The sequence below is a fragment of the Sinorhizobium chiapasense genome (assembly GCF_045277575.1).
GTDB lineage: Bacteria > Pseudomonadota > Alphaproteobacteria > Rhizobiales > Rhizobiaceae > Ensifer > Ensifer chiapasense_A.
Genome location: NZ_CP144205.1, coordinates 966,694 through 979,145 on the forward strand (window position 1 = coordinate 966,694; position 12,452 = coordinate 979,145).

Annotated in this window: 9 protein-coding genes and 1 pseudogene; 3 read left to right on the forward strand and 7 right to left on the reverse strand. The window is 62.3% G+C overall.

Annotation, left to right across the window (positions count from 1 at the left end; genetic code table 11):
- The first annotated feature begins 114 nt into the window (after positions 1-114).
- The gene (gene aspS / locus QM996_RS04665; RefSeq protein ID WP_500269495.1) at positions 115-1,902 is read left to right on the forward strand and encodes an aspartate--tRNA ligase family protein; all 1,788 of its coding nucleotides are present in this window, start codon (positions 115-117) and stop codon (positions 1,900-1,902) included.
- A 177-nt stretch (positions 1,903-2,079) separates the two neighbouring features.
- Here aspS and groL read toward each other — a convergent pair whose 3' ends face one another.
- The 5 genes from groL to QM996_RS04690 form a co-directional block, all read right to left on the reverse strand.
- Entirely contained in the window at positions 2,080-3,705 is a 1,626-nt protein-coding gene (groL, locus tag QM996_RS04670; protein WP_500269496.1) for a chaperonin GroEL, read from the reverse strand.
- A gap of 111 nt (positions 3,706-3,816) precedes the next feature.
- Positions 3,817-4,050, reverse strand: coding sequence for a hypothetical protein (locus QM996_RS04675; RefSeq protein ID WP_057252607.1), 234 nt, complete (start codon positions 4,048-4,050; stop codon positions 3,817-3,819).
- Between the two features lie 135 nt (positions 4,051-4,185).
- Positions 4,186-5,193: a lysophospholipid acyltransferase family protein gene (locus QM996_RS04680; RefSeq protein ID WP_500269497.1), complete on the reverse strand. Its 1,008-nt coding sequence runs from the start codon at positions 5,191-5,193 to the stop codon at positions 4,186-4,188.
- Positions 5,180-6,547: a cytochrome P450 family protein gene (locus QM996_RS04685; RefSeq protein WP_500269498.1), complete on the reverse strand. Its 1,368-nt coding sequence runs from the start codon at positions 6,545-6,547 to the stop codon at positions 5,180-5,182. The genes QM996_RS04680 and QM996_RS04685 overlap by 14 nt, the downstream gene beginning before the upstream one ends.
- A 508-nt stretch (positions 6,548-7,055) precedes the next feature.
- Positions 7,056-8,249: an aq_1923 C-terminal domain gene (locus QM996_RS04690; protein ID WP_500269499.1), complete on the reverse strand. Its 1,194-nt coding sequence runs from the start codon at positions 8,247-8,249 to the stop codon at positions 7,056-7,058.
- 425 nt (positions 8,250-8,674) lie between these two features.
- On the opposite strand from QM996_RS04690, the gene parC reads away from it, so the two are divergent.
- The gene (gene parC, locus QM996_RS04695) at positions 8,675-10,951 is read left to right on the forward strand and encodes a DNA topoisomerase IV subunit A (protein WP_500269500.1); all 2,277 of its coding nucleotides are present in this window, start codon (positions 8,675-8,677) and stop codon (positions 10,949-10,951) included.
- Here the strand turns inward: parC and QM996_RS04700 are convergent.
- Positions 10,941-11,096, reverse strand: a complete 156-nt coding sequence (locus QM996_RS04700; protein ID WP_500269501.1) for a hypothetical protein — start codon at positions 11,094-11,096, stop codon at positions 10,941-10,943. The two genes, parC and QM996_RS04700, sit on opposite strands and share 11 nt — an antisense overlap.
- Positions 11,097-11,120: 24 nt before the next feature.
- On the opposite strand from QM996_RS04700, the pseudogene QM996_RS04705 reads away from it, so the two are divergent.
- Positions 11,121-11,447: pseudogene (locus QM996_RS04705) on the forward strand (helix-turn-helix domain-containing protein); the annotation flags it as partial.
- 106 nt (positions 11,448-11,553) lie between these two features.
- On the opposite strand, the gene QM996_RS04710 reads toward QM996_RS04705, so the two are convergent.
- A complete protein-coding gene (locus QM996_RS04710) occupies positions 11,554-12,450 on the reverse strand; it encodes a DMT family transporter (RefSeq protein WP_500269502.1) in 897 nt (298 codons plus the stop codon).
- Between the last annotated feature and the right edge of the window lie 2 nt (positions 12,451-12,452).

Below are 12,452 nucleotides of genomic sequence, written 5' to 3' on the forward strand. Positions count from 1 at the left end.
CGCGCGGCTTGACAAAGGCTGCGCATCATGCGCTTTTCCGCCCGATTTTGACCATGTTGCCGCGCGCCGTGTCCCACGAGCCTGTGCGGCTCTTTGCAATTCCGGGATAAGACGATGCATCGTTACCGCAGCCACACCTGTGCCGCCCTCCGCAAGTCGGACGTCGGCTCCACCGTTCGCCTCTCCGGCTGGGTCCACCGCGTCCGCGACCATGGCGGCGTGCTCTTCATCGACCTGCGCGACCATTACGGCATGACCCAGGTCGTCGCCGATCCGGATAGCCCGGCATTCAAGATCGCAGAGACGGTGCGCGGCGAATGGGTGATCCGTATCGATGGCGTCGTCAAGGCGCGCACCGACGATACCGTCAACAAGGGCATGCCGACCGGCGAGATCGAGCTCTATGCCAAGGAGATCGAGGTTCTCTCGGCCGCCAAGGAACTGCCGCTGCCGGTGTTCGGCGAGCCTGATTATCCGGAAGACGTGCGCCTGAAATATCGCTTCCTCGACCTGCGCCGCGACACGCTGCACAAGAACATCGTCAAGCGCACGCAGATCATTTCGTCGATGCGCCGCCACATGGGCGAAGTCGGCTTCACGGAATACACGACCCCGATCCTGACCGCATCGTCGCCGGAAGGCGCGCGCGACTTCCTCGTGCCGTCGCGTATCCACCCCGGCAATTTCTATGCTCTGCCGCAGGCGCCGCAGCAGTACAAGCAGCTCCTGATGGTTGCCGGCTTCGACCGTTACTTCCAAATCGCGCCGTGCTTCCGCGACGAAGATCCGCGCGCCGACCGCTTGCCGGGCGAGTTCTACCAGCTCGACCTGGAAATGAGCTTCGTCGAGCAGGAAGACGTCTGGTCGACCATGGAACCGGTCATCCGCGAGATTTTCGTCGAGTTCGCCGAAGGCAAGCCGGTGACCGAGAAGTTCCCGCGCATCCCCTATGACACCGCGATCCGCAAATATGGCTCCGACAAGCCGGACCTGCGCAACCCGATCGAGATGCAGGCGGTCACCGAGCACTTCGCCGGCTCCGGCTTCAAGGTCTTCGCCAACATGATCGCGTCGAACCCGAAGGTCGAAGTCTGGGCGATTCCGGCCAAGACCGGCGGCTCGCGCGCCTTCTGCGACCGCATGAACGCCTGGGCGCAGAGCCAGGGCCAGCCTGGCCTCGGTTACATCTTCTGGCGCAAGGAAGGCGAAAAGCTCGAAGGCGCCGGCCCGCTCGCCAAGAACATCGGCGAAGAGCGCACGGATGCGATCCGCACCCAGCTCGGCCTCGACGATGGCGATGCCTGCTTCTTCGTCGCCGGCGATCCTTCGAAGTTCTACAAGTTTGCCGGCGAAGCCCGCACCCGCGCCGGCGAGGAACTGAACCTCGTCGACCGCGACCGCTACGAATTCTGCTGGATCGTCGACTTCCCGTTCTACGAATGGCTGGAAGACGAGAAGAAGATCGACTTCGCCCACAACCCCTTCTCGATGCCGCAGGGCGGCCTGGAAGCGCTCAACGGTGAAGATCCGCTGTCGATCAAGGCCTACCAGTACGACATGGTCTGCAACGGCTTCGAAATCGCCTCGGGCTCGATCCGTAACCAGCTTCCGGAAGTCATGGTCAAGGCGTTCGAACTGACCGGCAAGTCGCAGCAGGAAGTCGAAGAGCAGTTCGGCGGCCTCTACCGCGCCTTCCAGTACGGCGCGCCGCCGCATGGCGGCATGGCTTTCGGCATCGACCGCATCGTCATGCTCTTGGTCGGCGCCAAGAACCTGCGCGAGATCTCGCTGTTCCCGATGAACCAGCAGGCCGTTGACCTCCTGATGGGCGCGCCGTCGGCCGCAACCCCGGCACAGCTGCGCGAACTGGCGATCCGGCCGATCCCGCAGAAAAAGGATTGAGGTCGAGCAGACCTCACAAAAGGGAACGCCCGGCGGTCTCCTCGCCGGGCTTTTTCGTTTGATCTGCTCGATCTGTTTCAGCGCGTGCCGTAGACGGCGTCGCGAATGTCTCGCATGAACTGGCCCCATGTCCGCGAAGGTTGCGTTCGTCATGCGATAATGAGCTTCTGACGCCCGTCAGAAGTCCATGCCGGGACCGGGCGACGGCGCGGGTCCATTCTTCTTCGGTTTTTCCGCGACCATGGCCTCGGTCGTCACCAGGAGACCGGCGATGGAAGCCGCATCCTGCAGCGCCGCACGCACCACCTTGGCGGGGTCGATGACGCCCATGCGGAAGAGATCGCCGTATTCGCCGGTCTGGGCGTTCCAGCCGTGGGCGAAGTCATTCTTTTCGCGGAGCTTTCCGACGATCACGGAGCCTTCGGCACCGGCATTCTCGGCAATCTGACGCGCGGGCATCTCGACTGCCCGCCGAACGATCTCGACGCCGACGCGCTGATCGTCATTGCCGGCCTTGAGCCCGTCGAGCGCGTGCACGACCCTGAGCAGCGCGACGCCGCCGCCGGGCAGAATGCCTTCCTCTACCGCGGCTCGCGTCGCATGCAGGGCGTCGTCGACGCGATCCTTCTTCTCCTTCACTTCCACTTCGGTCGAGCCGCCAACCCGGATTACCGCAACGCCGCCAGCGAGTTTGGCGAGCCGTTCCTGCAGCTTTTCCCGATCGTAGTCGGACGTCGTTTCCTCGATCTGTGCCTTGATCTGGCTGACACGTCCGCCGATATCCGCCTTCGTTCCGGCGCCATCGACGATCGTTGTGTTTTCCTTCTCGACCATCACCCGCTTGGCGCGCCCGAGCGTGTCGAGCGTCACGTTTTCAAGCTTGATGCCGAGATCCTCGGAAATGACCGTGCCGCCCGTCAGGATGGCGATGTCCTCGAGGATCGCCTTGCGCCGATCTCCGAAGCCGGGGGCCTTGACGGCTGCGATCTTGAGACCGCCGCGCAGCTTGTTGACGACGAGCGTGGCAAGCGCTTCGCCTTCCACATCCTCGGCGATGATCAGCAAGGGATGGCTTGCCTGGATGACGGATTCGAGGATCGGGATCATGGCCTGCAGGTTGGAGAGCTTCTTCTCGTGGATGAGAATATACGGGTCCTCGAATTCGACGCGCATCTTCTCCTGGTCGGTAATGAAGTAGGGGGAAAGGTAGCCGCGGTCGAACTGCATACCCTCGACGATCTCAAGTTCGATCTCGGCGGTCTTGGCTTCCTCGACGGTGATCACGCCCTCGTTGCCGACACGCTCCATCGCCTTTGCCAGGTAGTTGCCGATTTCCTTGTCGCCGTTCGCCGAGATCGTGCCGACCTGTGCGATTTCCTCGTTGTTGGAAATCTTTCGGGCATGGGTCTTCAATTGCGCGACGATCGCCTCGACGGCGAGATCGATGCCGCGCTTGAGGTCCATCGGGTTCATGCCCGATGCGATCGCCTTGACGCCCTCCCGGACAATGGCTTGAGCAAGCACGGTGGCCGTCGTTGTCCCGTCGCCGGCGACGTCGCTGGTGCGTGACGCCACTTCACGGAGCATCTGCGCGCCCATATTCTCGAATTTGTCTTCGAGCTCGATCTCCTTGGCAACCGAGACGCCGTCCTTGGTGACGCGCGGCGCGCCAAAGGCCTTGTCGATCACCACGTTCCGCCCCTTCGGGCCGAGCGTCACCTTCACGGCATCGGCGAGGATATCGACACCACGCAGCATACGGTCGCGAGCATCGCTGCTGAATTTGACTTCCTTGGCTGCCATTGTTGACCTCCCTCAACACCAAACACGTAGCCTCATGCTCCCGCCGCCCGCCGCGCGGGGGCAATCCTGCACGCAATCGAAAACCTTCAGCGCGCCTCGCTGCCTGTTCGGCTACGTCGCGAAGTCCCGTTCCTCATCATTGTCCGGCGTCAGGATATCGATCAATGCCGCAACCCGGCCAGCCGGCAGGTGGCGGCCTTCGCCAATCAGCGCCTCGTCGTTGTTGACCCAGGCGATAGCCTCGGCAAGTTCGCCCGCCGTCGCGCCGGTCGCAAGCAACTCGGCCATCAGCGTCTCGTCGACCGGGCCAAGGATAGCGGTAATATCCGCATGCTTCAGTCCCATGGGCTCCTCCTTCCGTTTTATCGGTCAGGAATGCGGGGACCTCGGATCCCCGCCCAATGTAAATAGGCCGGGGTCCGAAGGCATCAAGCGTTGATCATATCATGGAAGCCGAGGGGGCGAAAAACCGCGGTGCCGTCATTCCGGCCGAAGCGCGTTGTCGAGGAAATACCATTGGTCGAGATGCGCACGAACGATGGGCTCGATCGCCTCGTTCAACAGCAGCGTATCGTCCACGAGGCGCGCATTCGGGTCATCTGAAACCGGAAGCCGGATGGGCTCCAGCGCGCGGCATTCGAAGCGGAAACCGTCAGTACGCAGGCCGTACCAGGGGCAGATCGTGGCGCCGGTCATGCGTGCCAGGCGAATGGCAAGCGCGAGATTGCCTTCCTGATGCGGTTTGCGGTCGAAGAACGGTCCGCGGATCATGCCGCCAAAACCTTCGTCGCAGAACATGCTGACAACACCACCGCTCTTCAGGACCCTGAGAGCGGGCCGAATTCCCTCGGCGCCCGGCGGAAGAAACTGCAACCCGGCCTTGCTGCGCACGCGTTCGGCAATCCATGCCTTGGCACGGCTTGTCGGCGGAACGTAGAAGGCATGGGGCTGGAGGCCGAGATTGCGGAATGCGATTGTCCCGACCTCCCAATTGCCGAGATGCAGCCCGACGAGGACGATGGGGCCGTCTTTCGCCGCGTCGCGGATCGGCGCGAGGCCGTCGGTCCGCAACCTCTCGTGATATCTCTGCAATCTGTTGATGACGGAAAACTCCGTCATCAGGCGCCCCTGGGCCCGACAGTTTTCGAGAAACAAGGCTTCCTGTTCCGCGGGGCTCAGGTCCGGACGCAGATGTCTGATCGTATCGCGGGCGCGTTGGGCGGCAACCTTGTGGAAGCGCGGTACCGCGAATAGGCCAAGCGCGGCCCCCAAGCGCGAGCAAGCATCCATCGGCAACAGTTTCATGCCGAAATGGGCGCCGAGGTTGGCGAGATTCGAGAGATTGTCGCTGATCCAATAGCGCCGAAAGGCCCGCGCGCGTTCTCCCCCCGCCAGCGCGTCAGCAAGACGCGGCGGGTGCTCTTCAGCGAAGATCCAGGCTTTCCGCTTGGCGATCGGTCCCTTGAGGCCAGGATTATCCGGCGCCATGCGATGTGCCTTCTCGCCTGTGTAGGGTCACCGGAAGCCCGCCCTTCGGCCTCAGGGTCAGGCGGCAGATCGGCTCGACCGCGTGGCGTTCGCGCAGGCGAACCCGGTAGCGCTGAGCAATGATGGCCAGGCACAGGATCGCTTCCGTCAGGCCGAAATGCAGACCGGGGCAGACGCGCGGGCCGCTTGCGAAGGGAATGAAGCTGTAGGGCGTCGGACGGCGGCCCTCGGTGAACCGTTCCGGATGGAAATGGTGCGGGTCTTCGAAGAGGCTTGCGGTGCGGTGAAGGAGCCACGGCACGATCAGGACCAGCGAGCCCGGCTCGGCAACGACGTCGCCGATCATGTCCGCCTCGCGCGTCTGTCGCGCCAGTATCGGAACCGGCGGGTAGAGGCGAAGCGTTTCCTCGATGACGGCCCGGCACCATTCGAGCTGCGGCACGTCGTCGATCGTCGGCGTTCGGTCGCCGCAGATCCTGGAGATCTCGTCGTGGACGGCCTTCTCGATCCAGCCGGCCTTGGAAAGCAGATACCAGGTCCAGGTCAGCGTTGCCGCCGTCGTCTCATGACCGGCCATGAAGATGGTCGCCGCCTCGTTGCGCAAGGCGACGAGGTCGAGCTTCAGCTCCGGATTTCGCTGTTGGCGCCGGATGAGCAGTTCGACCATGGAGTTGTGGTCACCGCGCCCGGCAAGATGATCCTCCACCACCTTGTCGATGGTCCCGTGGATGCGCTTGACCGAGCGGCGTAGGCTCGGGGTGCGCAGGACGGGGAGCCCGTCGTCAAAGCCAAGGAAATAGCCGATGTTGATGGAATCGACCAGCGACTGGTAACTGGTGAAGCCCTCGGTCACGGCGGCCGCACTGTCGTCGCCGAGCTGGTTGCCGAAGACGCTGCGCGCGATGATCTCGGCGGTCAGGCCCGCCATTTCGTGCAGCGCATTGACCTCGGCCCCATCGGGCATGCGGTTCCAGCGCTCGACCAGTTCGCTGGTCGTCTTCTCCATGACGGGGCCGAAGGACGGGACCCTCTTGGCGTGGACGATGTCCGCCACCAACGGCCGGCGTTGCTTCCAGGTGTCGCCGTCGGAAATGAACAACCCGTCCCCGAGCAGGAATTCGAGCGCCCGGCGCATCTGCGGGCTCTTGCGCTCGAAGTTCTCGTGTCGCTTGACGACCACCTGCCGGATCAAGTCGGGTGAGTTGACGACGATGACCTGCCGGCCGAGAATCCGGATCTGTGAGACCTTTTCGGTATAATCGCCGGCGCGCCAGATCGACAGGAAATCCGTGCGCGCCTGGAGCAGGAGGCGCAGCGGCTTACCCGGCGGACCCGAATAGTAATCGGCGCGCACGGGGGCGAATTTCCCCTCTGCCAATTCTTCTCTAAAATTTACAGACTGCTGGAGCCAGGCGAGCATTTACGTCCGATCTGCCGTAACGTGAAGATGATATTCAGGCGTATACTTGTATTTCTTACATAAAGTCCGGGACGCCCCTGCTACGCCTTAGATGTACTCAAGTTCGTCAGAAGTCGGATTTTCAGTAGCGTGAGTGTGGCATGCCCGATTTTGATGAAAAACGCCATCGCCCGACCGCGAAATTTTCTTGATGCCATGAATAGCACGCTGGGAAAGTGACGATCGCTGCAACCGATGCGCGCTCCGCCAAGAAGTACGGTGTCAGCCGAAAGCATACCTGCAAGTAGAAGCGGCCCTTGATCTGTGGAGAGCCGATGCTTGCAAAATACAAATCTGCTTCAGTGAAGCTGGATTGGCGTTTGCGCGCCCGTACGGGCGCGCAAACGCTTGTCGTAACGTCGCTTGTTCCGGGCCCGGCTGAGGCCAGGAACAGTTACGAGGATCAGTCGTTCGCAGTCACCTTGACGCCGAGCACCGACGGAATGGTGTTCGGTGCGCCCATGGCGGCGCCCATGATCATCGGGAACGGAACCGGCTTTTCCGGAGCCGCGCTGATCGTCAGGCTCTTCGGGCCATCGAGATAGGCGTTCACGGCGGCGGACACCTGGTTCTGCAGTTCCGGCACATTGAGCTGCGCCATCATGATCGGTACCAGGCCCTTCAGCGACTGAGCCATCTGCTCGCCGGAAACGCCTTGCTGCGAACCGGCATAGTCGAGCGCCTTCTTGGTGATCGAGGCGTCATCGAAGCGGATTTCGGCGCTGTTGAAAGTCAGCTGCTGCATCAGGCCCATCATGGCGAGGCCCATCGCCTGGTTGGCCTCTTCCTTGTTCGGGTTGGCCTCGGCTGCCTTCATCGCCTCCTGCATCGACTTGACGAAGGCGAGCGTATAGCCCGAGAAGTCGAAGGCGAAGTTCAGCCGGCCGACATTCTTGAAGTCGAAGGCGTATTCTTCCAGGGCGACATTGCCGCTCTCGATCTCCCAACTGCCCTTCATCGTCAGGGCGCCGTCAAGCTTGGTCAGGCCGAGCTTTTCGATTGCGTCCTTCGTCTTGGCGTCCTCGACGGACGAAAGGTCCGCCTTGATTCCGGAGGCCGTCGCGTCGAAGTCGAAGCCGGCATCGTTTTCCTGGCGGGCGAGGTTGGCTTCGGTGCTCTCCAGCGAGAAGACTTCCTTGCCCTTCGCATTCACCGTGATCGGGCCGGTGCTGGCGCTTTCGTAGAGGAGGATATCGTTGATGGTGCCGCCGTTCGCGTTGGCGGGGATCGTCAGGCCCGAAATCAGGATGTCCTTGACCGACAGGCTGCCCTCGTCCTGGCTTAGATTGACGTCGGGGAAGGATACGGTTTCTGCGTAGTATCCGCCGCCTTCGGTTTCTTCGACACCTTCGAAGGTCAGCTCACCGATCTTCAGCGCGTCGCCCGGGTGGCTGGCGACCTTCAGTTGCACGCCGGACACCGTTACCTTGTCGCCGTCCACTTCGGCCTTGTCGTAGGTAAAGGAGGTTCCGTTCGCGTTCGTCGCCGCGTCGAGCTTCTTCATCAGATCCGCGCCATCGAGCGCGAAGGCCGGGCCGGCGAGCGTGAGGAGCGCGGCGCTCGCCATCATCAGGCGGATCTTGCGCGTGTGCATCATTGTCGAGTTCCTTCGTAAAATCTTTGATTGTGTAGCTGTTTCGAAGATGAGGCGTGGCTAATCTGGTTTGTTTCCGCGGAGGGCGTCAACTGGGAGCGAACGGCAACATCCGACAGTTTTCGGCGGCCAGTTCGTGTCTTGCAATCCCCCTCACAATTCGTCCAAATCAACTGCAGCCGAAGCTATTACGAAACAGGGCGAAATTATATTCGCTTGGCCGAACCGCACATGTTCCCGGTCGGGCATGCTTTCCGGGATGTTACCAATCGCTCGCCTCCGACGCATAGCCGCCCGACCGTTGCACGAACATTGCGCCGGAGCAAGCGGATCGCTTCGACCGCCAACAGTTGGCCGGCAAGGGGTTCTCCACAATCGCATCCCCTGAAAACCTTGCTGTTCCGGGTTTGTTGCGTTAGCAAGGACCTATGGGACAAAGCCTTACTCCCCCGTCAGGCGGGGACGACAATATTCAGCCGGTTGACCTCAAGGCGGCGCTGGAAGAGCGTTACCTTGCCTATGCCTTGTCGACCATTATGCACCGCGCGCTTCCGGACGTCCGCGACGGATTGAAGCCCGTGCATCGCCGCATCGTGCATGCGATGAGCGAAATGGGACTCAGGCCCAACTCGTCGTTCAAGAAATGCGCCCGCATCGTCGGCGACGTCATGGGTAAGTTCCACCCGCATGGCGACGCCTCGATCTATGACGCGCTGGTGCGTCTGTCCCAGGAATTTGCGATCCGTTATCCGCTGGTGGACGGCCAGGGCAACTTCGGCAACATCGACGGCGATAACGCCGCGGCGATGCGATACACCGAAGCGAAGATGACGGACGTCTGCTCGCTCCTGCTCGAAGGGATCGACCAGGACGCGGTGGATTTCCGCCCCACCTACAACGAGGAGGACCAGGAGCCGACCGTGCTTCCCGGGGCCTTCCCGAATCTGCTGGCAAACGGCGCCACCGGCATTGCGGTCGGTATGGCCACCTCGATCCCGCCGCACAACGCGCACGAACTGTGCGATGCGGCGCTGCACCTCATCCGCCATCCGGACGCGAGCGTCGAGGATCTGCTTTACGATCCGGCCAATCCGCAGAAGGGCGGCATTGAAGGCCCCGATTTCCCGACCGGCGGCGTGATCGTCGAGAGCCGCGAAAGCATGGCCGAGTCCTATCGGACGGGCCGTGGCGGTTTCCGCGTCCGCGCTCGCTGGGTACAGGAGGACCTCGGCCGTGGCGGCTACCAGATCGTCGTTACCGAGATCCCCTATCAGGTGCAGAAGTCGCGCCTGATCGAAAAGATTGCCGAGCTTCTGGTCGCCCGCAAGCTGCCCCTGCTCGAGGACATCCGCGATGAATCCGCGGAAGACGTCCGCATCGTTCTCGTGCCGAAGAGCCGCTCGGTCGACGCCGGCATTCTGATGGAGTCGCTCTTCAAGCTGACCGAGCTCGAAAGCCGCATCTCGCTCAATATGAACGTGCTGTCCATGGGGCGCGTGCCGAAGGTCATGGCGCTCAACGAGGTGCTCTCGGAATGGCTGGCGCACCGTCGCGAGGTGCTGCAGCGCCGCTCCCGCCATCGCCTGTCGGCCATTGACCGCCGGCTGGAAATTCTCGGCGGCTATCTCGTCGCCTATCTGAACATCGACGAAGTCATTCGCATCATCCGCGAAGAAGACGAGCCGAAGCCGGTCATGATGGAGCGTTTCTCGCTCACCGATCTGCAGGCCGAGTCGATCCTCAACATGCGCCTGCGCTCCTTGCGCCGGCTCGAAGAGTTCGAGATCCGCACCGAATTCGACGCGCTTTCGAAGGAGAAGGCCGAGATCGAAGCACTGCTCGCCTCGGAGGAGAAGCAGTGGCAGACGGTCGCCTGGGAGATCGGTGAGGTTAAAAAGAAGTTTGCCAAGGCAACCGAGATCGGCAAGCGTCGCAGCACCTTCGCCGATGCACCGGAGGCGGACGTCGAAGCGATCCAGCAGGCGATGATCGAGAAGGAACCGATCACCGTCGTCATCTCGGAAAAGGGCTGGATCCGGGCGCTGAAGGGCCACATCTCCGACACGTCCTCGCTTCAGTTCAAGGAGGGCGATGCGCTCAAGGTGGCGTTCCCGGCGCAGACGACCGACAAGATCCTCGTCTTCACGACCGGCGGAAAGGTCTATACGCTCGGCGGCGACAAGCTGCCTGGCGGTCGCGGCCACGGTGAGCCGCTGCGCATCATTGTCGACATGGAAAACGACCAGGACGTGCTCACCGCCTTTGTCCACGATCCGGCGCGCAAGCTCATTGTCTCGTCGGCTGCCGGCAACGGATTCGTCGTGACGGAAAGCGACATCGTCGCCAACACCCGCAAGGGCAAGCAGGTGATGAACGTCTCCATGCCGGACGAAACCAAGCTCGTGGTTCCGGTCAAGGGTGACCACGTCGCCGTCGTCGGCGAGAACCGCAAGATGCTCGTCTTCCCGCTCGTCCAGATCCCTGAAATGGCGCGCGGCAAGGGCGTCCGGCTGCAGCGCTACAAGGATGGCGGCATCTCCGACATCCGCTGCTTCACCATCGCCGAGGGGCTCGTCTGGGAAGACAGCGCCGGCCGCGTCTTTACCAAGACGAAGGATGAACTGATCGAGTGGCAGGGCGATCGCGCATCGGCAGGCCGCGTCGTTCCGAAGGGCTTCCCGCGCAGCGGAAAGTTCAGCGGCTGACCAGCAATTGCTGGCCGTGCGGCCGACGAGCCGCATGGCCGATGTCCCGTTCCGGGGCATTGAATTTGTACATTAAGGTATTGGAAATACAGTTGAAACCGAGCGAGATGCGGCGCTTGTAAGTGCCGCACGTATCGTGGATCACTGCCCATCCAACAGGATGGTGCCAATGCCGAACGCCAACACTCTCGACGATATTCTCCTGGCGCTCGCCAGTCCGGTTCGCCGGCGGATCTTCGAGATCCTCTTTGCCGGTGAGGCGCGTGTCACCGACATCGCCTCGGCCGTTGCAGTACGAGGTGAAGAACTGGAGAAGCACATCGCACTCCTTGAGGCTGCGGGTCTCGTCACGCGCCTGCGGCGTCGCGAAGGCGAATCCCTAAGCGGGAATCCGGCGCCTTTGAGCGAGGCGGCTACCTGGATCAACACCAATCGTGAGCTGTGGGCGATGCGCGTGCAGATGCCGGAAACCCGACTGGCATCCGCCGCGCCGGAACCGGTGCCGGAACGAACCCCGATTCGTGACCGCCGTGGCGAAGCCGACCAGAAGTCGCGCCGCCCGCGGCCGACCGGTCCCCGCCGCGACCATTGATCCGATATCGTTACTCGGTGCAGATTACTGCGGCTCTCAGCGCTCGGCTGCGCATCTGCCAGAGCGAATGACCGATGAGCGCCAGGATCAGGACCGCGCCGCCGAGCAAGGTCTGCGTTGTCGGGGTTTCGGCAAAGACCAGCCAGACCCAGATCGGCGCCAGGATCGTTTCGAGCAGGTAGAACATGCCCACTTCCGGCGCGGAGAGGTAACGCGGTCCAGTCGCCAGGCAGAAGAAGGCGAGCGGGATCATCACGAGGCCGTTGAAGAAGATGTAACCGGGCTCTGCGATCGAGAAGCCCGAAGGGGGCAGCATCAGCAGAGCGACCGCGGCCGGGAAGATCGCGGTCACCAACGGTACCAGCGCCATGTCGCGCTTGCTCGCGCGGCTGATCGTGATGGCACTGGCAAGGAGAAAGGCAGAGGACGCTGCCATCGCATCGCCGAAGAGATGACCGCTTTCCAATCCGTCCTGGACGATCAATCCGACGCCGAACACCATGACCAGCATCGTCACCAACGTGGCGTTCGATGGCCGTTCCTTCAGGAAGATCCAGGACAAGATGGCGGCAAACATCGAGGTGAAGGCGAGGATGAAGACCACATTCGCCGTCGAGGTGTTGAAAACGGCGAGCAGGAAGGTGCAGGAATTGATGCCGTAGAACAGCCCGACGGCAAGCCCGGTCTTGCCCGGCAACAGGGAGATCTTCCGGCCAAACACGCGGTTGATCACGAACCAGGCGCCGAGCGCGACGACGAACGTCGACAGGCTGCGCACGGCAAGCAGCGACCAGACGTCGCCACCGGCGGAGCGGATGAGCGGGATGTCGAAGGAGAGCGCGAGACCGCCGAGACCGGTGATGGCAAGGCCGCGCCGGTGCATCGCGGCATCGGAAGATGAACTCAATT

Excerpts from the sequence above, each read along its gene's own strand:
- aspS (WP_500269495.1), top strand. The coding sequence starts at position 115 with ATGCATCGTTACCGCAGCCACACCTGTGCCGCCCTCCGCAAGTCGGAC.
- groL (WP_500269496.1), bottom strand. The coding sequence starts at position 3,705 with ATGGCAGCCAAGGAAGTCAAATTCAGCAGCGATGCTCGCGACCGTATG.
- QM996_RS04675 (WP_057252607.1), bottom strand. The coding sequence starts at position 4,050 with ATGGGACTGAAGCATGCGGATATTACCGCTATCCTTGGCCCGGTCGAC.
- QM996_RS04680 (WP_500269497.1), bottom strand. The coding sequence starts at position 5,193 with ATGGCGCCGGATAATCCTGGCCTCAAGGGACCGATCGCCAAGCGGAAA.
- QM996_RS04690 (WP_500269499.1), bottom strand. The coding sequence starts at position 8,249 with ATGATGCACACGCGCAAGATCCGCCTGATGATGGCGAGCGCCGCGCTC.
- parC (WP_500269500.1), top strand. The coding sequence starts at position 8,675 with ATGGGACAAAGCCTTACTCCCCCGTCAGGCGGGGACGACAATATTCAG.